General features: G+C 59.2%; 24 protein-coding genes. 12 read left to right on the top strand and 12 right to left on the bottom strand.

What is annotated here, in order from left to right:
* Both J8G15_RS19295 and glmU read right to left on the bottom strand, forming a co-directional pair.
* A complete protein-coding gene (locus J8G15_RS19295; protein ID WP_210544350.1) occupies nucleotides 1-771 on the bottom strand; it encodes an ATP-binding protein in 771 nt (256 codons plus the stop codon).
* Nucleotides 768-2,201, bottom strand: a complete 1,434-nt coding sequence (glmU, locus tag J8G15_RS19290; protein WP_210544348.1) for a bifunctional UDP-N-acetylglucosamine diphosphorylase/glucosamine-1-phosphate N-acetyltransferase GlmU — start codon at nucleotides 2,199-2,201, stop codon at nucleotides 768-770. The genes J8G15_RS19295 and glmU overlap by 4 nt, the downstream gene beginning before the upstream one ends.
* 115 nt (nucleotides 2,202-2,316) lie before the next feature.
* Between glmU and J8G15_RS19285 the strand changes: the two genes are divergently transcribed.
* On the top strand, nucleotides 2,317-3,717 hold the full coding sequence (locus tag J8G15_RS19285; protein WP_210544346.1) for an L-serine ammonia-lyase: 1,401 nt from the start codon (nucleotides 2,317-2,319) through the stop codon (nucleotides 3,715-3,717).
* 9 nt (nucleotides 3,718-3,726) lie between these two features.
* Nucleotides 3,727-4,146 (top strand): TfoX/Sxy family protein, encoded by a 420-nt coding sequence (locus J8G15_RS19280; protein WP_210544344.1) that lies wholly within the window; start codon nucleotides 3,727-3,729, stop codon nucleotides 4,144-4,146.
* A gap of 56 nt (nucleotides 4,147-4,202) precedes the next feature.
* On the opposite strand, the gene J8G15_RS22185 is transcribed toward J8G15_RS19280, so the two are convergent.
* Nucleotides 4,203-4,610, bottom strand: a complete 408-nt coding sequence (locus J8G15_RS22185) for a DUF2917 domain-containing protein (protein WP_210544342.1) — start codon at nucleotides 4,608-4,610, stop codon at nucleotides 4,203-4,205.
* 139 nt (nucleotides 4,611-4,749) lie between these two features.
* On the opposite strand from J8G15_RS22185, the gene J8G15_RS19270 reads away from it, so the two are divergent.
* Nucleotides 4,750-5,727, top strand: a complete 978-nt coding sequence (locus tag J8G15_RS19270; protein ID WP_210544340.1) for a LysR substrate-binding domain-containing protein — start codon at nucleotides 4,750-4,752, stop codon at nucleotides 5,725-5,727.
* Nucleotides 5,728-5,741: 14 nt separating this feature from the next.
* Here the strand turns inward: J8G15_RS19270 and J8G15_RS19265 are convergent, their stop codons facing one another.
* Complete coding sequence (locus J8G15_RS19265; RefSeq protein WP_210544338.1) at nucleotides 5,742-6,341, bottom strand: 5-formyltetrahydrofolate cyclo-ligase; 600 nt, start codon at nucleotides 6,339-6,341, stop codon at nucleotides 5,742-5,744.
* A gap of 9 nt (nucleotides 6,342-6,350) precedes the next feature.
* Here J8G15_RS19265 and J8G15_RS19260 point away from each other — a divergent pair, with 9 nt between their 5' ends.
* The 6 genes from J8G15_RS19260 (at nucleotide 6,351) to J8G15_RS19235 (ending at nucleotide 15,800) form a co-directional block, all read left to right on the top strand.
* Nucleotides 6,351-8,360 (top strand): lytic transglycosylase domain-containing protein, encoded by a 2,010-nt coding sequence (locus J8G15_RS19260; protein ID WP_210544336.1) that lies wholly within the window; start codon nucleotides 6,351-6,353, stop codon nucleotides 8,358-8,360.
* A 219-nt stretch (nucleotides 8,361-8,579) separates the two neighbouring features.
* Nucleotides 8,580-9,263, top strand: coding sequence for a glutathione S-transferase family protein (locus J8G15_RS19255; protein WP_210544334.1), 684 nt, complete (start codon nucleotides 8,580-8,582; stop codon nucleotides 9,261-9,263).
* Between the two features lie 29 nt (nucleotides 9,264-9,292).
* Nucleotides 9,293-10,591 (top strand): multifunctional CCA addition/repair protein, encoded by a 1,299-nt coding sequence (locus tag J8G15_RS19250; protein ID WP_210544332.1) that lies wholly within the window; start codon nucleotides 9,293-9,295, stop codon nucleotides 10,589-10,591.
* Between the two features lie 54 nt (nucleotides 10,592-10,645).
* Nucleotides 10,646-11,347 (top strand): response regulator, encoded by a 702-nt coding sequence (locus J8G15_RS19245; protein ID WP_210544330.1) that lies wholly within the window; start codon nucleotides 10,646-10,648, stop codon nucleotides 11,345-11,347.
* 53 nt (nucleotides 11,348-11,400) lie between these two features.
* Entirely contained in the window at nucleotides 11,401-12,741 is a 1,341-nt protein-coding gene (locus J8G15_RS19240; protein WP_210547666.1) for a sensor histidine kinase, read from the top strand.
* Nucleotides 12,742-12,836: 95 nt separating this feature from the next.
* A complete protein-coding gene (locus tag J8G15_RS19235) occupies nucleotides 12,837-15,800 on the top strand; it encodes an EAL domain-containing protein (protein WP_210544328.1) in 2,964 nt (987 codons plus the stop codon).
* Here the strand turns inward: J8G15_RS19235 and J8G15_RS19230 are convergent.
* From J8G15_RS19230 to J8G15_RS19195, 8 genes are all read right to left on the bottom strand, one after another.
* A complete protein-coding gene (locus tag J8G15_RS19230; protein WP_210544326.1) occupies nucleotides 15,793-16,869 on the bottom strand; it encodes an ABC transporter ATP-binding protein in 1,077 nt (358 codons plus the stop codon). The genes J8G15_RS19235 and J8G15_RS19230 overlap by 8 nt on opposite strands.
* A 3-nt stretch (nucleotides 16,870-16,872) precedes the next feature.
* Complete coding sequence (locus tag J8G15_RS19225; protein WP_210544324.1) at nucleotides 16,873-17,727, bottom strand: carbohydrate ABC transporter permease; 855 nt, start codon at nucleotides 17,725-17,727, stop codon at nucleotides 16,873-16,875.
* A complete protein-coding gene (locus J8G15_RS19220) occupies nucleotides 17,717-18,595 on the bottom strand; it encodes a carbohydrate ABC transporter permease (protein ID WP_210544323.1) in 879 nt (292 codons plus the stop codon). Before J8G15_RS19220 ends, J8G15_RS19225 begins: the two co-directional genes overlap by 11 nt.
* A gap of 228 nt (nucleotides 18,596-18,823) precedes the next feature.
* Nucleotides 18,824-20,071, bottom strand: coding sequence for an ABC transporter substrate-binding protein (locus J8G15_RS19215; RefSeq protein ID WP_210544321.1), 1,248 nt, complete (start codon nucleotides 20,069-20,071; stop codon nucleotides 18,824-18,826).
* A gap of 257 nt (nucleotides 20,072-20,328) precedes the next feature.
* Nucleotides 20,329-21,321, bottom strand: a complete 993-nt coding sequence (locus tag J8G15_RS19210; protein WP_210544319.1) for an ROK family protein — start codon at nucleotides 21,319-21,321, stop codon at nucleotides 20,329-20,331.
* 156 nt (nucleotides 21,322-21,477) lie between these two features.
* The gene (gene trxC, locus J8G15_RS19205; RefSeq protein WP_210544317.1) at nucleotides 21,478-21,915 is read right to left on the bottom strand and encodes a thioredoxin TrxC; all 438 of its coding nucleotides are present in this window, start codon (nucleotides 21,913-21,915) and stop codon (nucleotides 21,478-21,480) included.
* A gap of 62 nt (nucleotides 21,916-21,977) precedes the next feature.
* Nucleotides 21,978-22,172: a DUF2905 domain-containing protein gene (locus J8G15_RS19200; RefSeq protein WP_210544315.1), complete on the bottom strand. Its 195-nt coding sequence runs from the start codon at nucleotides 22,170-22,172 to the stop codon at nucleotides 21,978-21,980.
* 3 nt (nucleotides 22,173-22,175) lie between these two features.
* A complete protein-coding gene (locus tag J8G15_RS19195) occupies nucleotides 22,176-23,309 on the bottom strand; it encodes a class I SAM-dependent methyltransferase (RefSeq protein WP_210544313.1) in 1,134 nt (377 codons plus the stop codon).
* 21 nt (nucleotides 23,310-23,330) lie between these two features.
* On the opposite strand from J8G15_RS19195, the gene J8G15_RS19190 reads away from it, so the two are divergent.
* The 3 genes from J8G15_RS19190 to ttcA are packed head-to-tail and all read left to right on the top strand — an operon-like array spanning nucleotide 23,331 to nucleotide 25,443.
* On the top strand, nucleotides 23,331-24,131 hold the full coding sequence (locus J8G15_RS19190; RefSeq protein WP_210544311.1) for an SDR family oxidoreductase: 801 nt from the start codon (nucleotides 23,331-23,333) through the stop codon (nucleotides 24,129-24,131).
* Nucleotides 24,128-24,499, top strand: coding sequence for a dihydroneopterin aldolase (locus J8G15_RS19185; RefSeq protein WP_210544309.1), 372 nt, complete (start codon nucleotides 24,128-24,130; stop codon nucleotides 24,497-24,499). The genes J8G15_RS19190 and J8G15_RS19185 overlap by 4 nt, the downstream gene beginning before the upstream one ends.
* A 14-nt stretch (nucleotides 24,500-24,513) precedes the next feature.
* Nucleotides 24,514-25,443: a tRNA 2-thiocytidine(32) synthetase TtcA gene (gene ttcA / locus J8G15_RS19180; RefSeq protein WP_210544307.1), complete on the top strand. Its 930-nt coding sequence runs from the start codon at nucleotides 24,514-24,516 to the stop codon at nucleotides 25,441-25,443.
* Nucleotides 25,444-25,465 lie beyond the last annotated feature (22 nt).

Raw genomic sequence — 25,465 nt, 5'->3', positions numbered from 1 at the left:
TCAGCGCTGCGCGCTCGCCAGTGGCAGCGTAAAGCTGACGAGGCAGCCGCCATCGACCTTGCCCTCGGCCCACACCTCGCCGCCATGGCGCTCAATGATTTTTCGGCATTTGGCCAGCCCCATGCCCATGCCCATGCCTTCAAAGTCGCGAGAACTGTGAAGGCGCTGAAACGCGTGAAACAGTTTGGATTTGTACTGCGGATTGAAGCCAACGCCGTTGTCGCTCACCGTCACGACACATCGCCCGTGGTCGCTCAACGTCCAACTCAAGCCCACCGTGGCTTGCGAACCCTGTTTTGAAAACTTGATTGCATTGGACAGCAACTCGGTGAGCACTTGATGAATCAAGGTGGCATCCCCCAAAAGCATGGGCACGTCAGCGGCCACATGCCAGGCCAGAGGCCCCGCCTGCGGCGCTGGCGCCATGTCGTCCATGACCTCGGTCACCAGGTCATTCAAATTAATGGGAGCGAGTTGCATCTCGACTCTCCCCAAGCGCGACAGGGCACCCAGTGCATCAATCTGGCGGCTCATCGTCTGCGCTGCCGTGCTCACGGTGCCGAGGTGACCCATGATCTCGGCGTTCACTTGGCCTGCCAAGTCCTCCTGAATGATTTGCACATAGGCCGTTACATGGCGCAATGAGGCCCGCAAGTCGTGCGACACCGAGTAGGTGAATTCTTCCAGCTCAGCCCGCGCCTGGGTCAGCTCGCGCTGGAGTAGTTCGTATTCAGGCGACAAGGAGATGGGATTGTGGGCCTCGGCATTCATTTTTTGGGCCGGGTCCAGTTGGCAATGCTGATTTGCTTGCCGCGGGCCACGCTGAGTGCGCCGGGTGAGGTGTCTTTGGTCAATGTGGAACCACCGCCCACTGTGCCTCCAGCCCCGATCGTGATGGGCGCCACCAGCACGCAGTTGCTGCCAATGTGCACATCGGCCTCTATAGTCGTTCGGTGTTTGAAAGCGCCGTCGTAATTGGCGGTGATACTGCCCGCCCCATAGTTCACCCGTTCGCCAACCACGGCGTCGCCCAAGTAAGCCAGGTGATTGGCTTTGGCACCTTTTGCAAGGGTTGAGTTTTTGACCTCAACAAAGTTGCCGATATGAACGTCGGCGCCCAAATGAGCACCGGGGCGCAGGCGGGCAAACGGTCCGATCAAGGCGCCCTCTCCCACCCAGACCGCAGCTTTGCTTCCGGGTGGCCCACCTTCAATGTGGGTAAATGGGTGAATCACCGCGCCAGCGGCAATGGTGGCGTTGGCAATCACACAATTGGCCCCGATGCGCACACCCTCACCCAAGCTGACTTGGCCTTCAAAGACGCAGTTCACGTCAATGGAGACGTCTTGCGCACACTGCAGCTTGCCTCGGACGTCCAGACGGGCCGGATCGGCCAGGCGCACACCCTGCTCCATCAGTTGCATGGCCAGATCGCGTTGGTAAGCCCGCTCCAGTTCTGCGAGTTGCACCGGGCTGTTGACGCCTGCCACTTGCACCGCGTCGGTAATTTTGTAGGCCACCACGGGCACGCCGTCCGCCACGGCAAACTTCACGACTTGGGTCAGGTAGAACTCGGCTTGCGCGTTTTCGTTGTCCAGCCGCGCCAGCCAGGTTTTCAACTGTTTGGCCGGCACAGCCATGATGCCGCTGTAGACCTCGGTGATAGCGAGCTGGGCGGCGTTGGCATCTTTCTGCTCAACAATGGCCTGCACCGCATCACCCTCGCGCTCGATGCGACCGTAGCCGGTGGGGTTGGCAAAGTCGATGGTCAACAAAGCCAGTTTGTCCCCTGCGCAAGCAGCAATCAACGCTTGCAATGTGTCGGCCCGGGTGAGCGGCACATCGCCTGACAATACCACCACAATGCCATCATCTTGCAGCGCCGGCATGGCCTGCTGAACGGCATGACCGGTGCCCAACTGGGGTTCCTGGCGCACAAAATTTATGCCAAAAGTGGCTGCAGCCCGCACCGATGTTGCGAAAGCAGCTTCAACTTCGATAGCACCATGCCCGGTAATCACAACCACCTGGCGGGCCAGCAACTCAGCAGCCGTGTCAACCACATGCTGCAGCAAGGCCCGCCCGGCCAGTTGGTGCAAGACCTTGGGCAACTTGCTCTTCATGCGAGTTCCCTTGCCCGCGGCCATGATGACCACGTCTACAGGGAATGGTGTTTGGGACAGGTTTTTTTGATTGTTCATGTGGTTCCCTTCTTTCGCCTTTTCGGCTGTGCTCACAATTTAGCATTATCAACGCCGAGTTGCAGGGTAAACCCCAGCGGCGGTTGAATGGTGTGAAAGCCCCTAAGATCGTGCCATGGCAATAAGCGTTTTTGACCTTTTCAAGATCGGTATCGGTCCCAGCAGCTCACACACTGTAGGCCCCATGCGCGCCGCCAGTTTGTTTGCACGGGCCTTGCAGAACGACTCCCTGTTGGCCCGGGTCGCCAGCGTGAAGTGTGAGTTGTACGGCTCTTTGGGCGCCACCGGTAAGGGCCACGGCTCAGACGTCGCCGTGATGCTGGGCCTGATGGGCCACGCACCGGACACGGTGGATGTAGAGGCGGTCCCGGTCATGATTGCAGCGGCACGCAAAACCCAGTCATTGGCTTTGCTGGGCGAGCAGACCATCGCTTTCCGGGAAAAAGAGCACATGTTGATGTACCGCCGCGAAGCCATGGCGGAGCACCCTAACGGCATGAAATTCACCGCCGTGGACGCCCAAGGCACCGTGCTTCGGGAAAGCAAATACCTCAGTGTCGGCGGCGGCTTTGTCGTCACGGCAGGCGCCGCCAACGACGCTGTGCTCGCGGCCTACCAGCAAGTGCCCCACCCCTTTACCTCTGGCGATGAACTGCTGGCCACCTGCAAAACCCATGGGTTGCGCATCAGCGAAGTCATGTGGGCCAACGAGCGCACCTGGCGCAGCGACGAAGAGATTCGGGCGGGCCTGCTGAACATCTGGCGCGTGATGCGCGAATGTGTACAGCGCGGTTTGCGCCATGAGGGTACGCTGCCCGGCCCGTTTCGGGTGCAGCGCCGCGCCCCCATACTGGCGGCTCGCCTGCGCGATCGCGCCGAACGTGCCTTGGCCGACCCCCTGTCTGTCCTGGACTGGGTCAACGTTTATGCCTTTGCGGTGAACGAAGAAAACGCATCCGGCGGACGCGTGGTTACCGCACCCACCAACGGCGCTGCCGGCGTCATTCCCGCCGTGCTGCATTACTGCGACCGTTTTGTGTTGCCCGCCAGTGGGCGTGCCGGCCACGGCGACGGGCAGGACGCGGTCATTGACTTCCTGATGAGCGCTGCGGCCATTGGCATTTTGTACAAACTCAACGCGTCCATCAGCGGCGCTGAGGTGGGCTGCCAGGGCGAGGTGGGTGTGGCTTGCTCCATGGCTGCTGCCGGCCTGGCAGCGGTGATGGGCGGCACGCCAGAGCAAGTGGAAAACGCCGCCGAGATTGGCATGGAACACAACCTGGGCCTGACCTGCGACCCCATTGGCGGCCTGGTGCAAGTGCCCTGTATTGAACGCAATGCCATGGGCGCCGTGAAAGCTGTCAACGCCGCCCGCATGGCGATGCAAGGGGACGGTCAGCATGTGGTGTCGTTGGACAAAGTCATCAAAACCATGCGCGAAACCGGCGCGGACATGAAGACCAAGTACAAAGAGACATCCCGCGGCGGCCTGGCCGTGAACATTGTGGAGTGCTAGGACGAGCCCATGGCTGCACCGGCCAACGAATTCGCCCACTACTGCTGTGACCTGCTCTCCTCAGTGGGCCCCTGCGTGGCCAAACGCATGTTTGGCGGCTACGGCATCAGCTCCGAGGGCTTAACGCTGGCCATTTTGGCGGACTTGGGCGACGGTGAGACGCTGTGGCTGAAAGCCAGCGACGAGTCCAAAGCCACGTTTGAGGCGGCAGGCTGCAAGCGGTTTGTGTACCTTGCCAAGGCCAAGCCCATGAGCATGAATTACTACACCGCGCCGGACGAGGCCATGGAGTCCCTCCAACTGATGGCACCCTGGGCCCGGCTGGCCTTGGAGGCGGCGCTGAAAGCCCGCGCGAGCAAACCAGTCGCCAAGCGACCGGCCAAGTCCAAGGTGGCCAAGGCTGCGCGCAAGGCCGCTGACTTTCGATAGGTCATTTTCGAGAATTGCTATTTTTAGCATAGCAATTTATGAAGGGAAATAGAAGGCTAGAGGCCTAAAAGACACCTAAATCCCTGCCAAGACCGAGCCGCCTCTTGCAACCTGGCCCCAAGCGGTTGTTGCACCGGGGACGCCAACGCGTCGCAGACAGTGGGTGCGGGCAGCCATTCAAATTGCGACACGGCGCCTTCGGTCACGGGCCAAGCCTCCACCACCGCTCTTTGCCCGACCAACAGGGCCATTGACTGCCCAGCGTACACAACATGGTCACCCCACGCGTTGACGGGCCCATGATGCGGTCCATCCAGTGTGAGCCACAGCCGCCCCTGACCAATGCGAAGGACTCCCGCCCCACGGGGGCACAGACGAAGGGTTTGCCGTGCCGCCAATTGGCCGCAAACCGACAAAGTGGCATGGCCGGGTGAATGATTGAGAAGCAGACTCGGGGTCAGCACAAGGGGCTCCGCGAAGATGATGGATCGTTGAATGATTGCGCCGATGCCCCCGATCGTCCAATGATTTCAAGCTATGCTATTCATTCCACATTCGCATGAATCATCTCCACCTCACTCCACCCAAACTGGCCCGACGTTGATGAACCAGCCCCTGCGCACGCGCCCCATTCCCGTCGGCCATTTGCGTGCCTTTGAGGCCGTGGCACGCCACCTCAATTTTCGGGCGGCCGCCGAAGAACTGTCATTGACCCAAAGTGCGGTCAGCCGGCAAATCCAGGCCATGGAGGAAGACGTGGGAGTCAACCTGTTTCTGCGCCACACCCGGGCCGTGGAGCTCACGACAGCCGGTGCTCAACTGCTGCGGGCCGTGCTTCCCTCGCTGGAACGCATGGACAGCGCCGTTCGCCAGATTCGGCGCACAGCGGGGCGAAAGAGTGTGGCCCTCTCGACCTGGGCATCCTTTGCGTCCATGTGGCTGATTCCCCGTCTGGAGTCGTTTCAAAACGATCACCCTGACATTGACATCCGCATTGATACCACTGATGTGGCCGTGGACCTGGAAACCAGCGACGTCGATCTGGCCTTGCGCTACTGCCACCCCGGCACAATGCCGCCAGGTGCCCTGCGCCTGTTCGGCGAGCAACTCACCCCAGTGGCCAGCCCGTGGCTATTGAAAAGCGGCAAGGCACTGACCCAGTTGTCGGATTTGGCGCATTTCACACTGATTGAGGCCAGCGACGCCCATCGCACCCACCACCTGGAATGGTTAACCTGGCGGCGCTGGCTGGACATGAATCAAGCCACCCCGCTTGAGCCCAAACGCTGGTTGTATTTCAACTACGCCCATCAAATTGCGCAGGCTGCATTGACCGGCCAGGGCGTGGCACTGGCACGATTGCCGATGGTGGCAGACAGCCTGGCCACGGGTGACTTGGTGGAAGTTTTGCCGGGGCGGCGGCTGAATTCACCGCTGGCTTATTGGTTGATCGTGGGGCCGCGCTCGTCACAGCGGCCAGAGGTCGTGGCTTTTTGCAACTGGCTGACGGCACAAGCCGCTTTGACTCGTGCCGTCACCCAAGACGGGCCAGACCCAGATACGGTGGACGGACTGGATTAATGCGTGTTTGCGATCTATACCGGCCAGACCACACCGTGATCATTCAGGATGGCATCCAGCGGCATGTCGTGGGATTCGGGCTCGAAGTCAGACAAAAACCCGTTGGAAAAACCCAGCCCCACCGTCAAGGGTCGTGGGTTCAGGGTCGCCAGCATGCGGTCATAAAACCCGCCGCCATAGCCAAGGCGGTAACCGCCAGGCGCATAGCCCACGCAGGCTACAAACAGCAAGGTGGGTTGAATCACCTCGGTGTCCTTGGGTTTGGGAATGCCATAAGCGTCTTCTTCCATGGGGCAACCGGGGTACCAGGCATGAAATGTCATGGTTTTGTGAACCTTATCGACCACCGGCAACCCAATGCGTCGGGGTTGGGGTTGGTCGATCAGCTCCCCGTCTTCCTTCCAGCGGTGAAGTGCAGGCAGCGGATCGAACTCGCCTTTGATCGGCCAATAGGCACCAATAACCGCATCGGGACGGCCCACCAGCCAGATTCGCATCACCCGTTGCAACAGATCAGAGCGCTGGGCACGATCCGGGAGGTTCAAACGTTGCTCGATCAGAATTTTGCGAAGGGCTTTTTTTTCAAGAGCCCTGGTTTCGTCAGAGTTATCCATAATCTCCACATGCAGTTTCAACCCATTTTGACATCAATTTCCCTCGCTGGACTCCTGACCGTCGTGGCCCTGACACCGCTGCATGCCCAAACCAAAGAGGCAGGGAAATCGGCAGCGGATGACGTTATCACCGAGATGAGCGAGGCTTACCGCAAGTCCGACACCAAACGCTTGAGCGCTCTGCTGCCCAAGGCGACCGGCCACACCCTGGAGCCCTGGGCCGCCTACTGGGAGTTGCGTGCCCGACTGGACACCGCCACGCCCGGTGAAATTCAAGGTTTTCTGAATCGCTATGCCGGAAGCTATCAGGAAGACCGGCTGAGAAACGACTGGCTGCTGCAACTTGGCAAGAACGCCGAGTGGGGCACCTTCATGGCCGAGTACCCCAATTTCCGCATGAACGATGACCGGGCCCTCAAGTGTTATGCCTTGTTGGCCGACTTCCAGTCGCGCAAGCTGGTCGAAGTGTGGTCTCAGGTCGAAAGTCTGTGGCTGGCTCAGAAATCCACCGACGACGGTTGCTCGGCCGCTGCCGACCAGCAAGTCAAGGTCGGAAAAATGCCGGCCAGCAGCGTCTGGCTACGCGCCCGCTTGGGGCTGGAGAATGGCAACCGCAGCGTGGCCACGCAGGCCGTCGCGATGCTGAGCACTGAGTGGGCCGACACCGTTGGCAACATCTACGCCAAGCCAGATCAATTTCTGGACGGCAAGTTGCTGGCCCTTCGCCCCCGTACCAAAGAGTTGGTTACCCTGGCCCTGATCCGCCTTGCCGTGAGCGACCCTGACGGCGCCGCAGAAGAGCTGAGCAAGCTGCGCTGGAAAACCCAGCTCTCGCAAGAAGAACGCAGCTGGGTCTGGGGCGTGATTGGCAAGCGTGCCGCCATGCGTCTGAGCAACGATGCACTCGGCTACTTCCAGAATGGCCAGGAACGTTATATGAACGAGGACCATCTGGCCTGGTATGTGCGCGCTGCCCTGCGCGCCGGCAACTGGGGCCAAGTGAGTACCGCCATTGCGGCCATGAGCGTCGAGCAAAGCCAGGATCCTGCCTGGGTCTACTGGAAAGCCCGCGCCTTGCAAGCGACTTCGCGCAGTGAAACGACCAAGATAGAAGTAGACCGCATGATGCGCAGCATCGCGGGAGTTACCGGTTTCTACGAACAATTGGCGTTGGAGGAAACCGGCCAGCGCATCACCGTGCCACCCCGCCCGCCGGCGCTCACCGCTGACGAGATCGACACAGCCCGGCGCAACCCGTCGCTGGTGCGCAGTCTCTACGCTTTCCAGATGGGCTTACGCAGTGAAGCGGTGCGAGAGTGGAACTACGCCGCCAACCTGCACAAAGACGGCGGCATGACCGACCGCAACCTGCTGGCCGCGGCTGCGCTGGCCTGTCAGAACCAAATATGGGATCGTTGCATCAACACCAGCGAACGCACCAAGAACGTCATTGATTTCGACCAACGTTTCCCCATGCCGCACCACGACGCCGTGTTGAAACGCACCGCCCAAATCGGTCTGGACCCGGCTTATGTCTATGGCCTGATTCGCCAGGAAAGCCGCTTCATCACCGACGCCCGTTCGTCCGTGGGAGCCAGCGGGTTGATGCAGGTGATGCCGGCGACAGCGCGTTGGACCGCCAAGAAGATTGGCTTGAACGATTTCAAACCCCACCAAATCACCGAACGCGATACCAACATCGCCATTGGAACGGGCTACCTGAAGCTGGTGCTGGACGACTTTGCCGGCTCCATGCCCATGGCCGCGGCCGCCTACAACGCCGGTCCAGGGCGTCCCCGCAGTTGGCGCGGCCAAACTGGCGCGCCGGTGCTGGAGGCCGCGATCTGGGCGGAGAACATTCCCTTCAGTGAAACCCGCGACTATGTGAAAAAAGTGCTGTCCAACACCACCAACTACGCCGCCATCATCACCGGCCAGCCCCAGTCATTGAAAACCCGACTGGGCTCAGTCGGACCGCGTGACGCGAGTGTGGTTGAGCCCTACAAGGATTTGCCTTGATTTTTAGACAAATCGGGCTTAACCCCACATCTAACCAGCGCAATAAGCTACCAAAAAAATAGCAAAAATGACCCCGAAACCCGCCCTATTGAGCCCATGCTGGCCCCAATGTGGCGGGACTAATGGGTCGCGCGGGGAATCTCGCATCAAACCAGTCGGTATAAGTCATCAATCCAAGCGGTGCGGTGCGCTAGCATTTGGTTTTTAAAGGGACCCGTCATGCTCAAGCTCTACATCGGCAACAAAAACTACTCGTCCTGGTCCATGCGCCCCTGGGTGTTGCTCAAGCAGAGCAGCATCCCGTTTGAGGAAGTCATGGTCCGTTTTGACTCCTTCGACCCGAGCTCCAGCTTCAAAACCACCATCCAGGCCGTCAACCCCACCGGCAAGGTACCGGCCCTGATGGATGACGACTTGGTCATCGGCGACTCCCTGGCCATTGCCGAGTACCTGGCGGAACAGTTTCCCGAGAAGAAGCTCTGGCCCGCCGACAAAGCCGCCCGGGCCCGCGCCCGCAGCGTCTGCGCTGACATGCACTCAGGCTTCACCGGCTTGCGCAGCAACTGCCCCATGAACATTGAAGCCGATTTGACCAACACCGGTGCCTTGCTCTGGCGCGACAAACCGGCATTGCGCGCCGATGTCGACCGCCTCGTGGCCATGTGGGAAGGCCTGCTCAGTGAACACTGCGGCCCCATGTTGTTTGGCGAGTTCTCAATTGCCGATGCTTTTTTCGCCCCGGTGTGTATGCGCCTTTCCAACTATGCCCTGCCCGTGCCGCCGACCATTGCGGCCTATGTGTCCCGAGTCAAGGCACTGCCCGGCGTCAAAGCCTGGATGGACGAGGCCCTGGCCGAGAAGGACTTTCTCGACTTTGAAGAGCCTTACCGCCTGTCACGCTAGAGGGCCTGGGTTTCAGTAAACTGCCCACCATGCAGATATACATGGTGGGTGGTGCGGTACGCGATGCCCTGCTGGGTTTACCAGTGAAAGACCGCGACTGGGTGGTGGTGGGCGCCACGCCCGAGGCCATGACCGCCCAGGGCTATTTGGCCGTGGGCAGAGATTTTCCGGTGTTTTTGCACCCCAAAACCAAAGAGGAATATGCCCTGGCCCGCACCGAGCGCAATTCGGCGCCGGGTTACCGGGGGTTTGTCATTCATGCCGCGCCCGACGTCACGCTGGATGACGACCTGGCGCGACGCGACCTGACCATCAACGCCATTGCCATCAGCGTCGATCACATCGACGAGCAGGGCCAGTTTGACCCCCGGCACCCGCACCTCACCGATCCCTATGGCGGACAGGGTGACCTCAAGAACAAGGTCTTCCGCCATGTCAGCCCGGCCTTCAGCGAAGACCCGGTGCGCATTTTAAGAGTGGCCCGGTTGGCCGCCCGCTTCACTGATTTCACCGTGGCCCCGGAAACGCTGGCCTTGATGACCGCGATGGTCAACGCCGGGGACGTCGATCACCTGGTGGCTGAACGGGTTTGGCAGGAGCTGGCTAGGGGCTTGATGGAAGAGCGCCCTTCCCGCATGTTTGAGGTGCTGCGAGACTGCGGCGCCCTGGCCCATCTGCTGCCGGAGCTGGACCGCCTTTGGGGCGTGGCCCAGCGCGCAGACTACCACCCCGAGGTGGACACCGGCATCCACATGATGATGGTCATGGACATGAGCGCACAGCTGAACGCATCGCTGGCCGTGCGCGTGGCCTGCCTGTTTCATGACCTGGGCAAAGGCACCACGCCCGCGCACATCCTGCCCCGCCACCTCGGCCATGAGGAGCGCAGTGCGCGGCTTCTGAAAAAGGTGTGTGAACGGCTGCGAGCGCCGACCGATTGCCGGGAACTGGCCGATGTGGTCGCCCGAGAACACGGCAATATTCACCGCAGCGCTGACCTGAACGCCGCCGCTTTGGTGCGCCTGCTTGAGCGTTGTGATGCCTTTCGCAAGCCGCAGCGATTTGGCGAGGTGTTGCTGGCCTGCGAATGCGATGCCCGTGGCCGCGGTGGGCTGGGCAACTCGCCCTACCCGCAAGGGCCGCGCTTGTGGGCCGCATTGATGGCAGCCCAAGGGGTGGCGACAAACAGCATTGCCGAAACAGCCATGGCGGCGGGCGTCCAGGGCAAAGCCATTGGTGAACTCATTCACCTGGCCCGGGTCAACGCCATCAAGGCGGCAGCGCCATCATCTTTCGCCGAAGCCGATTCCCTGGCAAATGCCAAGTAGTATTGATGGCTGAGCCTTTAGGGCGCCGATTGTTTGCTTTTTTGGTTTTCTATCATGTCCCGATTGCTAATTGTTGAAGACGATGACTTGCTCCGCGATGGCCTGAGCGCCCAGCTCACCAATGCGGGCCATGCCGTCACCACAGCGGCCGATGGCGCCCCTGCGCAAGCCCTGCTGGAGTCGAACCGGTACGACGGCGTGGTGCTGGACCTGGGTCTGCCCAAGGTCAGCGGTATGGAGTTGCTGCGCTGGATTCGCCGGCGCCTGCCTGCACTCCCGGTTCTGATTCTGACCGCGCGTGATGGCATTGACGACCGGGTTCAAGGTCTGAACGCGGGCGCCGATGACTACCTGACCAAGCCTTTTGACATGGGCGAGTTGCAGGCCCGTTTGGGCGCCTTGTTGCGCCGTGCCCAATTGCCCGCCTTTGGTGGTTCGCTGGAAGTACCCACCAACACCTCTGGGGCCCTGCGCGTTGATGCCGTCCTGCCTCAAGCCTGGCTGGGCGAGGTGGCAATGGAATTGACCCAGCGTGAATGGGCCCTGCTATCCTTGCTGGTCACCCGCGCCGGACAGGTGGTGAGCCGGGAAGACGTCATGGATCGCTGGCAATCCGAACCCGCAGAAGGTGGCGGGGCCGCCTCCAACGCCCTGGAGGTTTACATCCACCGCCTTCGCCGCAAGTTGGCTGACTCGGGACTCAGTATTCGCAACGTGCGCGGTCTGGGTTATATGCTGGAGACTGCCGCACCGTGAGCGCATTTCCCGCGCACGGGCTATCGCTCAAGCGTCAGTTGTTGTTGTGGCTGATGCTGCCGCAACTGGTGCTCTGGCTGGTGGGCGGCGCATTGACTTACCGGGTTGCTCTGAGCTACGCCGAAAAGGGCATTGACCAGTCCCTCACCCAGTCTGTTCGCTCGCTGGCCCGCCAGGTCAAACCCATTGGATCAGGCCTCCTGATCGACTTTCCCAAAGCCGCTCAGGACATCCTTGAGCAAGACCCCAAGGACCGCGTCAGCTACATGGTGTCCTCACCGCCCGGACGATTCCTGCTGGGCAACAGCACCTTACCCAACCCGGTTGAACTGGCACCCCTGACCGGCGTCCCCATTCTCTACAACGCCACCATTGACAAAAAACCCATGCGGGTTGCGCTGCTTGATGTTGACTATGGAGAGGCCGATGCACCGCAACGATTGCGTGTGCAGGTCGCCAAAAGCCTGGCTGTGCAGAAGCGCATTACAGCGGAGTTGGTCGCCGACATTCTGGCGCCATTGCTGGTCTTGGGCGCCTTGCTAGGGGTCTTGGTCTACGGTGGCGTGTCACGGGGCTTGATTCCGCTGAAGCGCTTACAGGCCCAGCTGGGTGACCGGCGGGAACACAGCCTGTCAGCGCTTTCCCCGATTGAGATGACGCAAGCCCCCCAGGAAGTGCACGCGCTGGCCGGCGCCGTCAACCAATTGCTGTCCGCCGTTCGGCGCAGCCTGGGGCAGGAGAAACGGTTTTTAAGCGATGCGGCTCACCAATTGCGCACTCCGTTGGCGGGGCTGATCAGCCAAACCGAGCTGGCCATTGCCGAACCCGACGCGCAGGCGCTGCGTGCCCGATTGGTCAAGGTTTTGGCCGGCGCCCAGCGCAGCGCCCATCTGGTTCACCAGTTGCTGTCTCTGGCCCGCAACGAGGCGGATGTTCGCTTGCAGCTGTTGGACGCCGCCGCTTTGGCCCGCGAAGTTGCCCGAGAGTGGACCCCGCGCGCGCTGGCAGCGGGCATTGACCTTGGATTTGAGGGCGATGACTGCCTGATGGTCCACGGTGAAAAACTGCTGTTTCGCGAAGCCTTGAGCAACCTCATCGACAACGCCATCCTCTACAGCGGTCAGGGCAGCATGGTCACCTTGCGCTGCAGCCAAGTCGGAGGCCAGGCCCTGATTGAGGTCGAAGACAATGGCCCAGGGCTGACGAATGCCGAACTGGAACATGTATTCGAGCGCTTTTGGCGTGCCAGCGAATTGCCGGGCGGCTGCGGTCTGGGCTTGGCCATCGTGGCGGAAATCTCCCACCGCCACAACGGCAGTGCCACGGCGGTTCGTGTTGCGCCGCACGGCTTGCGCGTTGTCATTGCGCTGCCTTTGGCCAGACGAGGGGCCTAGCTCCTTTCTGGCCCCAGTGGCCAGACACAAGTAAGATACTGAAGCCTTCAAATTCCGGATTTTTGTATCCCAAGCACTCTCAGTCTGGACATTGCGTGACCGCCGATCGCCCCCTTCAACCCAAGCCCCCGTTTGACGGCGCAGTGCGGGATCGCCCCCCTTCCCTTGGCTTGGAATACCCCTGGCGGCACATGCTGGAGACATCCGGCGAAGGCGTATGGGACTGGGACGTTCTGACGGGCTTACAGACCTTTTCCAGCCGATGGAAAGAAATGCTCGGCTATGCCGATCACGAGGTGGGCACGGGCTACCAAGAGTTCTTTGATCGACTCCACCCCGACGACATCGAGAGACTGGAACTCTCGGACCAAGCCCAGCTGAGTGATCCGGCGGAGATCAACACCATCGAATTTCGCATGCGCTGCAAGGACGGCACATGGAAGTGGATTTTGTCGCGCATTTTGGTGGTGTTACGCGACGAACAGCGGCACCCCCTGCATGTCACAGGAGCCCACACGGACATCAGCGACCGCAAAGCCCAGGAAGCGGCGTTGCAGGACTTGAACCAACAGTTGCTGAACCAATCCAATCGCCTTGAAACAACCTTAAAAAGCATCAGTCAAGGCATTCTTCTGTTTGACACCACCTCCCGCGTGGTGATGTTCAACCCGCGTGTTTGTGAGCTGCTGGGGGTTTCTGCCGAGATGCTGTCGGCAGGGACCACGGTACAAGCACTGTGCCAACTCCTGCTACAACGAGGTGACTTGGGCCCTGAATGCGCGTGGGTCGACGCCAATGCCCGCGCAGGACTGCTCAACCTCGCCCGTGGCGGCAGCGCCCCCCTGCCAGGGACTTACCTGCGTGAGACCCCTTCAGGGCAGATCCTTGAGGTCAAAAGTCAAGTGCTTCCTGACGGCGCCATAGTGCGCACGTTCACCGATGTCAGCGCCTACGTCAAATCCGAAGCGGCCCGGCGCGAGCTCAACGAGCTGCTCGACGTCACCCAGGACATGGCGCGGGTGGGCGGCTGGGCGGTGGACTTTGAGAAGGAAGAAATCTTCTGGACCGAAGGGGTTTTCAGAATCCTTGAACTTTCATCGTCAACCTACACACCCACCCTAAGTTCAATGGCAGGCTTCTTCTCGCCGGCCTCACTGGCCACTATTGAGGCGTCCTACGCCGACGGTATGAGTCAACCCACCCACCACGACGTCGAGCTTCAAATGGTCACCGCCACAGGACGCCCCATTTGGGTGAAGTCCATGGGGAATACGGTGTGGAAAAACGGGCAACCCCTTAAACGAACGTCGGTGTTGCAGGACATCACCGAGCGCAAAAACTCCGAATCGGCATTGCGCGACAGCGAAGAACGCTGGAAGCTGGCGCTGGAGAGCACGGGCGACGGCATGTGGGACTGGCATATTCAGAGTGGAACCGAGTATCTCTCTGCTCAACTTCTGGCCATGTATGGTTTGAGCGAGGCCCAGGACGAACAGCACCCCAACGTGCTGGACGGCCGAACCCACCCCGACGACCTGCTTCAGCTTGAGCGCGACCGGGCTGACCATTTTGAAGGCAGGACCCCCACCTACGTCAATGAGCACCGCATTCTTTGTTCCGATGGCAGCTGGAAATGGATATTGAGTCGCGGCATGGTCATCACCCGAGACCCACAGGGCCTGCCGCTGCGCATGATTGGCACCCACACTGACATCACGGCGCGCAAAGCCTCTGAAGCACTGGTCTGGAAGCAAGCCCATTTTGACACCCTGACCGGACTGCCCAACCGCCGCATGCTTCGGGACCGGCTGGAGCATGAGATTCAGAAAAACCGGCGCGATGACCGCAAGCTCGCCATTTTGTTCATCGATCTGGATCACTTCAAGGAAGTCAACGACACGCTGGGCCACGACAACGGCGATTTGCTGCTGATAGAAGCAGCCCTTCGCATTAAAGCCTGTGTGCGCGACACAGACACAGTAGCCCGCATGGGCGGTGATGAATTCACAGTGCTCATGACGGAGCTACCCGATGTCGCCAGCGTTGAGCGCACGCTCCAGTCCCTGTTGCACGCCATGTCCAGCGTCTTTCAGCTGGGCGACGAACAGGTTTACGTCTCTGCCAGCATAGGCATCACGATTTTCCCGCTGGACGGCAACGAGGTCGAAGACCTGTACAAAAACGCGGACCAAGCCCTCTATGTGGCGAAAGGCGCTGGACGAAACCAGTTCAGCTTTTTTACACCGTCTTTGCAGGAAGCGGCACAGTCCCGGGTTCGATTGACCCATGATCTTCGCTCGGCATTGGGCAACCAGCAGTTCCAATTGGTGTACCAACCGATTGTTGATTTTTCCAATGGAGAGGTCTACAAGGCCGAAGCCTTGCTGCGCTGGAACCACCCCACGCGCGGCTTGGTCAGCCCGGCTGATTTCATTCCGATTGCGGAGTCCAGCGGACTCATTATTGACATTGGCGACTGGGTGCTCAAACAGGCCATGGAACAAATCAAGGTGTGGCGAAAACGGCTTTCGCCCCAATTTCAAATCAGCGTCAACAAATCGCCGATCCAGTTTCAAAACGGCAATCGATTGCATGCCCATTGGCATGACCAACTCGTCGCGGCCAACCTGCCCGGCGACAGTTTGGTCGTTGAAATCACCGAGGGACTGTTGCTGGAAACCTCAGATGCGGTGATTGAAGAACTGCTGGCGTTGCGGGACGCCGGCATTGGCGTCTCTTTGGACGACTTCGGTACAGGTTACTCCGCCCTCTCCTACCTGCAAAAATTTGACATTGACTACATCAAGATTGACCAAAGTTTTGTGCGTCATTTGATTCCCGCCTCCACCGATCTGGCCCTTTGCAAAGCCATCATCGTGATGGCCCATGAGTTAGGCATTAAAGTGGTGGCAGAGGGTGTCGAGACTCAACTGCAGCGCGACCTGCTGATTGCGGCCGGCTGCGATTTCGGGCAGGGCTACCTGTTCGCACGCCCCATGTCAGCCCCCGACTTCGAGGCCTTCATGGCCTCGCGTGAACGAGGCCATGAGCTCAGTTGATTCTTGCCTCGGTCTTGGCATCAAACCAGTGGTTGTGGCGGCTGCTCACCGTCAAGCCGGTCAACTCGCCTACTTTGACGATTGAGTTGGGTTCCACACGGACGGTCATCAAGCCAACCGCTGTTTTCACCACCACGTAGGTGTCCGCACCGGTGGGCTCGACCAGCACGATCTCTCCACGCCAGGACACTGACGTGTCAGTGGTAAGGTGAATATGTTCAGGGCGCTGGCCCAAAGTCACCTGCTTCGCGTCGGGACAGATCAGGTCCAGCGAACCGCCTTCAAAGACAAACTTACCCTGGTCACCCGTGGCCTCAATACGGCCTGGGATGAAGTTCATATTCGGTGAGCCAATGAAGCCCGCCACATACATGTTCACCGGGTGCCGGTAAATATCGTCCGGCGTGCCAATTTGCTGCAGGACGCCGCCCTTCATCACCGCAATGCGGGTGCCCAGCGTCATGGCCTCAATCTGGTCGTGCGTGACATAGACGGTGGTAATCCCAGACACCTGATGAAGGCGCTTGATCTCAGCACGCATCTCGACCCGCAACTTCGCGTCCAGGTTACTCAAGGGTTCATCAAACAAAAACAGTTGCGGATCACGGGCCAAGGCGCGACCCATGGCGACACGTTGGCGTTGACCGCCAGACAACTGGGCAGGCTTTCGGTCCAGCAGGTGTTCAATCTGCAGCATGACTGCGACCTCTTGAATCCGCTTCTCGCGCGCCGCTTTCGGCACCTTGCGCATTTCCAGCGCAAACCCGATGTTGTCCGCCACACTCATGGTGGGGTACAGCGCATAGCTCTGGAACACCATCGCGATGTCGCGCTTGGCCGGGGCCATGCCAATGACGTTTTTACCGGCGATGCGAAGCTCACCTTCGCTGGGCTCTTCTAGGCCCGCAATGATGTTGAGCAAAGTCGATTTGCCGCAGCCCGAGGGGCCGACCAAAATCAAAAACTCGCCGGGCGCGACTTCGATGTCGATCTTTTTGAGAACTTCGACGGCTTTGTCGCCATTGCCAAAAACTTTGCGGATACCCGCGATATGTACCGAAGATGCCATTTTTTATCCTTTCACCGCGCCAGCGGTGAGTCCTTTAACAAAGTATTGACCCGCCAGCACATACACCAGCATCGTGGGTAAGCCCGCAATCACGGCAGCCGCCATGTCCACGTTGTAGCTCTTGACACTGCTGGAGGTATTGGCCATGTTGTTCAAGCCGACCGTGATGGGTTTGCTGTCCGCGCCGCTGAAGGCCACGCCAAACAGGAAATCGTTCCAGATGTTGGTGAACTGCCAGATCAGCGTCACCATCAAAATGGGCGTGGAGAGCGGCATCACAATGCGCCAGAAAATACGCCAAAAGCCAGCGCCGTCAATGCGTGCAGCATTCACCAGCTCTCGGGGAATGGCGGTGTAGTAGTTTCTAAAAAACAGTGTCGTTCCGGCCATTCCCGCAACACAATGCACCGCAATCAGGCCACCCAACGAACTGGACAAGCCCAGGAAACCGAGCACCTGGCTCATGGGCAACAGAACGACTTGGAACGGCATGAACACACCAAACAGCAAGAAGCCAAACAGCACCTCACTGCCCTTGAACTTCCACAAACTCAGCACATAGCCGTTGATGGCGCCCCATGCAGTGGAAATCAACACCGCTGGAATCGCCATGATCACTGAGTTGTAAAAATACGGTTTGAGGCCACGGCAGTCAACACCCGTGCAGGCCGACGACCACGCCAAGCTCCATGCATCGAAGTTGAGCGACGTGGGCAAACTCATGAGATTGCCCGACCGAATCTGCGCGGCGTCTTTGAAAGACGTCACCAGCATCACATACAGAGGCGCCAGGAAAAAGAAGGCGGCAATCAGCAGAATGCCGTAAATCAGGGCGCGGGGGAGGTGTTTAGCGATCATGGGGTTTGGCGCGAAGCTCGCTGTAAAGGTAAGGAACCACAATGGCGGCCACGGTGGCCAGCATCATGGTGGCGCTGGCAGCGCCCAGGCCAATTTGGCCGCGAGTAAAACTCATCACATACATGAACGTAGCCGGCACATCGGTGGCATAACCTGGGCCCCCTGCTGTCAAGGCCATGACCAGGTCAAAGCTCTTGATCGAGAGGTGAGACAAAACCAGAACGGTAGAGAAAACAACAGGCCGCAGAATAGGCAAAATAATGCGCCAGTAAATGCGAGGCAATGAGGCGCCGTCCAACTGGGCTGCCTTGATGATGTTGTCGTCAATGCCGCGCAAGCCGGCCAACGACAGGGCCATGGCAAAGCCGGCCGACTGCCATACACCGGCAATCACCACACAGTAAATCGCCATGTCCGATTGCACCAACCAGTCGAAGTGAAAGCTGGCCCAACCCAGGTCATGCATCAACTTCTCCAAGCCCAGGCTGGGGTTCAAAATCCACTTCCAGGCGGTGCCGGTCACAATGAAAGACAACGCCATGGGGTAGAGGTAAACCGTACGCAGCACGCCCTCAAAGCGCACTTTCTGATCCAGAAAAATTGCCATTGCCATGCCCAACGCCATGGATCCGCCCACGTACAAGACACTGAAGATGCCCAGGTTCGTTAGCGCGACCCACCAACGATCCATATCCCAGAGCTGGACATATTGATCCAGTCCAACAAATTCGCTGTAGTTCGGCAACATGCGGGACCCGGTGACGGAGAGCACGCCGTTCCAGATCATGAAACCGTAGATGAATGCAAACCCGATCAAAAAACCGGGGGCAATCACCAGTTTCGGTAATATATTTTCAAGTGTTTTCATAATTTCTTGTTTCCGTTTGAGCCCGCTCACGTTCAGCCCTGCTGTGAGGAAACCATCCACGGTGGCTTGATGCCATTCCAGCCGAGTCAACCAGTCGTTGACGTTGCCAGCTCTCATTCATCCGTCTGAAATCTCCAGACCGGAAACACAGCATTTGGGCGCCCGTCTGCCCAAGTTCTGCGAAAAAAATGGGGACACACCGGTTCGCACCCGTGTATCCCATTCAGATTACTGCATTGCTGCTTTGGCGATGTTTTTCACACCATCTGCCACGGAGATCTTGTCGTCGTTCCAGAACTGACTGACGGCGTCCTTGATAGCACCTTCAGCAGCGGGCTTGATCGCCATGCCATGGGCCACGGAAGGCACCAGACCACCTGTTTTGGCGGTGTCCACGAAGTCCTTGGCGGACGTCTTGGCGCAATCGTCAAACTTGGCCATGTTCATGTTCAAACGAACAGGGATAGAGCCTTTGTTCAGGTTGAAGATTTCCTGGAAATCGGTACCCATGATGGCGGCAGCCAGATCGCCCTGTGCCTTCTGGGCGCCAGAGTCCTTGAGCTTGAACATGGCAAACGAGTCCACGTTAAAGGTGTAGGAGTTGGCGGTGCCAGGTGTGGCCGCACAGATATAGTCCTTGCCTGGCACTTTGCCGGCGGCTGTGAACTCGCCCTTGGCCCAGTCACCCATGAACTGGAAGGCTGCCTTTTCCTGAATCACCATCGCGGTGGCCAGATTCCAGTCACGACCAGGAGAAGCTGGGTCGGTGTAACCTTTGATCTTGCGGAAGGTTTCGAGCGACTTGGTCATGGTGGCGCTGGTCAGCGCCTTCTGGTCCAACTTGACCAAAGCATCGTTGTAGAACTTGGAACCACCCACACCCAGAACCACGTCTTCAAAGGTCGTGAAGTCTTGCCAGTTTTGGCCACCGTGTGCCACGGCAATCAGACCCATTTTTTTGACTTTTTCAGCGGCGACGAAGAACTCATCCCAAGTTTTTGGTGCGCTAGACACGCCCGCCTTTTGCAATACAGCAGCGTTCGCCCACATCCAGTTCACGCGGTGAACGTTGACCGGCGCAGCAACGTAATTGCCTTTGTACTTCATGACGTCAGCCACCACTTTGGGCAACAGGCTGTCCCATTTCTCGGCTTTAGCCGTGCCATCCAGATTAGCCAAAACGCCTTCTGCTGCCCACTCTTGGATAGCAGGGCCCTTGATCTGGGCAGCCGAGGGTGGGTTGCCTGACACCACACGGCTCTTCAACACGGTGGCCGCGTTATCACCGCCGCCACCAGCGACTGCAAAATCTTTCCATGTATGGCCTTTGGCCTGCATGATCTTCTTCAACTCGGCAACCGACTTGGCCTCACCACCCGATGTCCAGTAGTGCAGAACCTCGACCTCACCTGCCATGGCGGCCGAACCAGCCACCACAAACGCCACGGCCGTAGCCAGCTTTGAAAGTTTCAACATAATCTCTCCTGTTATTTGAACGCCGATGACAACACTTGCCACCGGACCCGGGTTGATTCGCGCAGGCATTATGTCGCTCGAATTAATTAATTGTTAATTAATCCTCATGATTGCGTAATCAGGATTTACCCTTAGCACCGGCTCGGTGGCCATGCTACCAACTTGGTCGCCACAAAAAAGCCTCTTGGCATCACACCAAGAGGCTTTTTCCCACCGACGGGTCGAGAGACAAATCAGGGCCACGGGCCCTTCCACATTCAAGCAACCAAGGCCAGTGCACCAAAGTCGCCGACCCGCGCACCCAAGCCCGCAGGCACCAGTTCGCAGCCGTCGGTCAGGGCTGGAAACTTGCCGCGCACCTGCACTTGCAACCGGGGTAGCAAGTAGGCTCGGTGGTGCCAAAAGACACTGCCGCCCAGGCTGATGCGCTGTAAATCCAATGTTGCAATCAGGTTGTACAGGGTGCGGCCCATCACCCGGCACAACTCATCAATAATGGCTACAGCCCTTGCATCACCTGCGTAAGCCGCTTCAAAAAGAATAGCAGAATCAGCGTAACCATCAGCCGCAAAGCGCCGGGCAATGGCGTTGCCGGCAATCAAACCTTCGACATCACCCACATTGCCGCAGCCGCACAAGGCATCGCTGTTGTCGCTCACAAAGAGGTGGCCCGCATGGCCGGCGTTGCCGTTCTTGCCGCGCAACACTCGCCCGTCCACGCACAAGCCCACGCCAATACCGGTGCTCCAGGTCACGTAGGCACAGTGATCCAACGCCTGCCCCTTGTCTTGCAACGCACCCCAGCGGCGCTCCGCCTCCAGCGCTCCAATGCCGTCGTTTTCCACCCTCACATTAGGGAAAGCCTGACGCAAAGGGGCCTCCAACAGGGCCGTCTTCCAGGTGTTGGGCAGGCCCCGCGCCGTGCCGGCCAAGCCGCCACATATATTGGGGGCAGCCAACTCCACCAGCCCCTGGTTCAGCACAAACGGGCCGCAAGAGGCCACGCCCACGGCCGCCAGTTTGGCGACATCCACCCCCGCCAAGTCGCAGCTTTCACTCACCATGCGAATGATTTGTCGGGCCAAGGCGTCGTTCTCGCCCACTTTGGCGGTGGGCTCAGCTACCCGGCCACGAATGCCTTGGTCGTCCACGATGTTGACGGCGACCTTGGTGCCGCCAATGTCCACACAGGCCAGGGGCGCGGCGCCGGGCGCCAGTTGAAACCCGTCAGTCAAAACATTTTGAGTCATATTTTTGTTACTTGGTGCGCGGAAGACGGGGCATGCATTCGTTATCAAGCAGGCCCACGGGCCGCTTGCAGCCGCCTCCGCATTGGAAAGGCCCAATACTAATACCGGTCGGCCGAATTGGTTACCGGCGAATTACATGCCGCCGGCCAGCAGGTTTTATACGCGCTGAGATCGCGCCCAGCGAACAATGTCGACCGCCCCCATGGCCCCGGGTTGGCGGGCCACTTCGCGCCCATTGGCAAATAAGGCCAAGGTCGGGATGCTGCGGATGTTGAAGCGTGCGCCCAGGTTTTTCTCCGCCTCGGTGTCGACCTTGACCAATCGAAACTGGGGTTCCAGCTGTGCGGCCGCCTGCTCAAAAGCGGGCGCCATCTGGCGGCACGGGCCACACCAGGGCGCCCAGAAGTCGACCAACACCGGAATCTGGCTGCGCGCAATGTGCTTGTTGAAATTGGCTTCGTTCAGTGCCAGCGAGTGCGCCACGAACAAGGCCTTGTGGCAGCTTCCACAGTCTGGCGCTTTGGCCAAGTCAGCCTGGCTCACCCGGTTGGTGGTGTGGCAATAGGGACAAACAATGTGCAGGGCGTCGGTCATTGGCGAGTTACCTTTCTACAACGCAGGTTGAGTCACATCAGGCGGCTTCAAGCACTGCCCGTTCAGATGATTTTGGAGATGGCGCCCGCCACAAGGCTGAGCAGAATGGTGGTGGTGAGCGGAATAAAAAACTCCCGCCCAAACACCTTGAATCGAAAATCACCTGGCAAGCGACCAAAGCCCAGCTTGCGAAACCAGGGGGTGACGCTATTGATCAGCAACAGGGCCAGAAAAATGACGATAAGCCAGCGGAACATGGTCTACAACCGGTGGGTGCGGTCGCCCTGCGAGAAGCCCATGGCCTCCCACGGTTCTCCTTTGCACAGTCCGATGACCTTGAACAACTCGCCCATTTCGTGCTCCATGATGAGTTTCTGGGCTTGCACGCGCGTTGGCAAATCAGAGGCTTCCATGTGCTGAATCAATCCACTGTTCATCAAGAACCGCGCCTGCGAGGTGTAGCCCAGCACCTCCAAACCGGCGTCTTGGGCTGCCACCGCCACGCCGGTGAAATTCACATGGGCGGTGATGTCTTTCATGCCCACCAGAACCAGCGGATCAGGGTCGGCCCGGTGCCCCAGGTGGCACATCACCGTGCCCATGTGGCGCTGCGGGTGGTAGTACTCACTCTCAGGAAAACCATAGTCAATCAAGAAGATGGCGCCCACCGAAAGCTTGTCGGCCATGGTGGCAATAAAAGCCTCTCCTTGCGGATGAATCTCGGTCAGGTAATCGTGCTCGCCCTCGATCTCCAGCGGCGGGCGCAGGTCGGTGGGGCGGTCTTCCCAGGCAAAGGAGGGGGTATCGCCATCCGCCATCGTCACGCCCCGCTCAAACCACACGCCCTTCACCCGTGCCAGCAATTTCACGGGCATGGCGTCCAGCACCTCGTTGCCCAGAACCACACCCTGAATGGTCTCCGGCAACGCGTTGACCCATTGCACACGTTCGGCGTATTTGGCCAACTTTTCTTGCTGGCGCGCGCGCAGCGTACCCGACAAGTCAACGATGCGGTACTGTGGCACAGGTCCGCCCAACTCGGTCAACTCATCCAGCACCTGCAGGGCCAGCGCACCCGAACCGGCACCAAATTCCCAAACTTCTTGCGTGCCCGTGACCTGTAAGGCCTGCGCGACTTGGGCCGCCACGGTGCGCCCGAACAGGGGCGACATCTCAGGCGCGGTCACAAAATCACTGCCCGCTACCCGCTCGCCACCCTCCACGCTGTAGGGCAGCGCGCCAAATTTGATGCTGTCATTGGTGTAGTAACCCAGGCCAGGCGTGTAAAGCGCCTGCGCCATGAATTCATCAAAACCCATCCAACCCTGGTGGTCCACCAGCGACTGTTGAATGTGCTCGGCAAGGGTGCTCGTTAAAATAGAAGAAGTTGTCATCACACTCTGAATTGTCCCCGAATGTCCCTCACTATTCCCTCCCGCACGGTTTTAGTCACCGGCGCCGCCAAGCGACTGGGGCGTGAAATCGCCTTGGCGCTGGCCAAAGATGGCTGGCGCGTGGCCGTGCACTACCGCGACTCGCTAGAAGATGCTACAAAAACAGTAGCTGATTGCAAAGAGCTAGCGGGCGCCAGTGCCGCTTTTCGCGCCAATTTATCCAACGAAACGGCGGTGCGCAACCTCTTGCCCAGCGTGATTCGTGAGTTTGGCCAGGTTGATGCCGTGGTCAACAGTGCCTCCACCTTCGAGCAGGACACTGCTGCCACCTTTGGCTTTGCCGCCATGGAAAAACACATGCGCAGCAACGCAGGCGCCGGCATTTTGCTGGCCCAGGCCTTATACGAGCACGTCAAAGAGCGTGGCGGCGACGCTCGTGGCGTCGTGGTCAACCTGCTGGACCAGAAACTCTGGAACCAAAACCCCGATTTTCTAAGCTACACCCTCTCCAAAGTCGCGCTGGAAGCCGCCAATACCGTGCTGGCCATGGCATTGGCACCGCAAATTCGCGTGGTCGGTGTGGCGCCGGGCCTGACCCTGACCAGCCACCTACTGACCGACGAGGAGTTTGAAGCCCGCCACAAGCTATCCCCGCTGGGGCGCTCGTCCACCTCTGCCGACGTGGCCGCCACCGTCAAATTCGCCATGGACAACCAGTCCATCACGGGCACCACCTTGCTGGTCGATGGTGGCCAGCACCTGATGAAGTTCGACCGCGACTTCTCTCTGCTTTGCCCCCTAGAAGTGAAACTGCACCGATGAACCCCACCTTTGGCAACCAGACTCTCACGTTGACCGGTTTGCGCTTTGACGCCAATCTGGGCATTCTGGAGTTTGAAAAAACCGCGCCGCAACCGATTCAGGTGGACGCCGAACTCAGCCTGGGCACGCAGCCCTTGCTGCCCCATGACGACGATATCTGCCATGTGCTGGACTACCGCAAAGTGCGCCAAATCATCATCAACGAGTGCACTGCGGAGCATGTGAACCTGCTCGAAACACTGATCGGCAAACTCGCCAACCGCCTGATGCAGCTGCCCGGCGTGTTGGGCGTGCGGGTGAAAATTGCCAAACTTGAAATTTTTGACGACTGTGAAGTCGCCATTCGTATGGAAACAGGTCAATGGTGACCGGAGAGAACAAGATGACTACTACCTGGACAGACGACGACGTCGCCACCTTGGACCAAGACCCTGCTGCCCGCGTCAAGATTGAACGCGAAACACACAAGCTGGAAAAACGGCTCTGCCGTCAGGTGGGCCAAGCCATCGTGGACTACAACATGATCGAGGAAGGCGACCGCGTGATGGTCTGTGTGTCGGGTGGCAAAGACAGCTACGCCATGCTCGACATCCTGCTCAAAATGCAGCAGCGCGCGCCCATCAAGTTTGAGCTGATCGCCGTCAACCTGGACCAGAAACAGCCCGGTTTCCCGGACCACATCTTGCCCGCCTACCTGAAGCAGCTGGGCGTGCCGTATCACATCGAAACGCAGGACACCTACAGCATCGTGAAGAAGGTGATTCCTGAAGGCAAGACCATGTGCAGCCTGTGCAGCCGCTTGCGCCGGGGCATCTTGTACCGCGTGGCCGATGAATTGAAGATCACCAAAATTGCGCTGGGCCACCACCGCGACGACATCATTCAGACCTTTTTCCTGAACATGTTTTTCGGCGGCAAGCTCAAAGGCATGCCGCCCAAACTGGTCAGCGACGACGGTGGCCACATCGTGATCCGCCCCATGGCCAACGTGGCAGAGAAAGACCTGATCCGCTGGGCCGCCCACCGCGAGTTCCCCATCATTCCCTGCACCTTGTGCGGCAGTCAGGAAAACCTGCAACGCAAACAGATTGGCAACATGCTGCGCGAATGGGAAAAGCAATACCCCGGCCGCACCGAGACCATGTTCACGGCGCTGCAAAACGTGGTGCCCTCGCATTTGATGGACCTGAAACTTCACAATTTCAAAGACATCAAAGTCACCGGCGTGCCAGATGCCGACGGCGACAAGGTGTTTGACGAAGAAGATTTCCCCGTGGCCAGCCTGCCCGGCCTGCAAGTCTTGTCGCTCTAAGCCTGCCTTTCATCACCCTATT

This window comes from Rhodoferax sp. PAMC 29310, assembly GCF_017948265.1.
In the GTDB taxonomy this organism is placed as follows: domain Bacteria; phylum Pseudomonadota; class Gammaproteobacteria; order Burkholderiales; family Burkholderiaceae_C; genus Rhodoferax.
The sequence above is the reverse complement of the archived record's forward strand: the minus strand, read 5'-3'. Positions and strand labels throughout refer to the sequence as shown.

Bases quoted from the DNA above. Each gene is read 5' to 3' on its own strand.
- J8G15_RS19215 (WP_210544321.1), bottom strand. From the start codon at position 20,071: ATGTTGAAACTTTCAAAGCTGGCTACGGCCGTGGCGTTTGTGGTGGCT.
- J8G15_RS19240 (WP_210547666.1), top strand. From the start codon at position 11,401: ATGCTGCCGCAACTGGTGCTCTGGCTGGTGGGCGGCGCATTGACTTAC.
- J8G15_RS19195 (WP_210544313.1), bottom strand. From the start codon at position 23,309: ATGACAACTTCTTCTATTTTAACGAGCACCCTTGCCGAGCACATTCAA.
- J8G15_RS19295 (WP_210544350.1), bottom strand. From the start codon at position 771: ATGAATGCCGAGGCCCACAATCCCATCTCCTTGTCGCCTGAATACGAA.
- J8G15_RS19255 (WP_210544334.1), top strand. From the start codon at position 8,580: ATGCTCAAGCTCTACATCGGCAACAAAAACTACTCGTCCTGGTCCATG.
- J8G15_RS19220 (WP_210544323.1), bottom strand. From the start codon at position 18,595: ATGAAAACACTTGAAAATATATTACCGAAACTGGTGATTGCCCCCGGT.
- J8G15_RS19210 (WP_210544319.1), bottom strand. From the start codon at position 21,321: ATGACTCAAAATGTTTTGACTGACGGGTTTCAACTGGCGCCCGGCGCC.
- J8G15_RS19270 (WP_210544340.1), top strand. From the start codon at position 4,750: ATGAACCAGCCCCTGCGCACGCGCCCCATTCCCGTCGGCCATTTGCGT.
- J8G15_RS19265 (WP_210544338.1), bottom strand. From the start codon at position 6,341: ATGGATAACTCTGACGAAACCAGGGCTCTTGAAAAAAAAGCCCTTCGC.
- J8G15_RS19230 (WP_210544326.1), bottom strand. From the start codon at position 16,869: ATGGCATCTTCGGTACATATCGCGGGTATCCGCAAAGTTTTTGGCAAT.
- trxC (WP_210544317.1), bottom strand. From the start codon at position 21,915: ATGACCGACGCCCTGCACATTGTTTGTCCCTATTGCCACACCACCAAC.
- J8G15_RS19250 (WP_210544332.1), top strand. From the start codon at position 9,293: ATGCAGATATACATGGTGGGTGGTGCGGTACGCGATGCCCTGCTGGGT.
- J8G15_RS19200 (WP_210544315.1), bottom strand. From the start codon at position 22,172: ATGTTCCGCTGGCTTATCGTCATTTTTCTGGCCCTGTTGCTGATCAAT.
- J8G15_RS19245 (WP_210544330.1), top strand. From the start codon at position 10,646: ATGTCCCGATTGCTAATTGTTGAAGACGATGACTTGCTCCGCGATGGC.
- J8G15_RS19185 (WP_210544309.1), top strand. From the start codon at position 24,128: ATGAACCCCACCTTTGGCAACCAGACTCTCACGTTGACCGGTTTGCGC.
- J8G15_RS19280 (WP_210544344.1), top strand. From the start codon at position 3,727: ATGGCTGCACCGGCCAACGAATTCGCCCACTACTGCTGTGACCTGCTC.
- glmU (WP_210544348.1), bottom strand. From the start codon at position 2,201: ATGAACAATCAAAAAAACCTGTCCCAAACACCATTCCCTGTAGACGTG.
- J8G15_RS19285 (WP_210544346.1), top strand. From the start codon at position 2,317: ATGGCAATAAGCGTTTTTGACCTTTTCAAGATCGGTATCGGTCCCAGC.
- J8G15_RS19190 (WP_210544311.1), top strand. From the start codon at position 23,331: ATGTCCCTCACTATTCCCTCCCGCACGGTTTTAGTCACCGGCGCCGCC.
- J8G15_RS19225 (WP_210544324.1), bottom strand. From the start codon at position 17,727: ATGATCGCTAAACACCTCCCCCGCGCCCTGATTTACGGCATTCTGCTG.
- J8G15_RS19260 (WP_210544336.1), top strand. From the start codon at position 6,351: ATGCAGTTTCAACCCATTTTGACATCAATTTCCCTCGCTGGACTCCTG.
- ttcA (WP_210544307.1), top strand. From the start codon at position 24,514: ATGACTACTACCTGGACAGACGACGACGTCGCCACCTTGGACCAAGAC.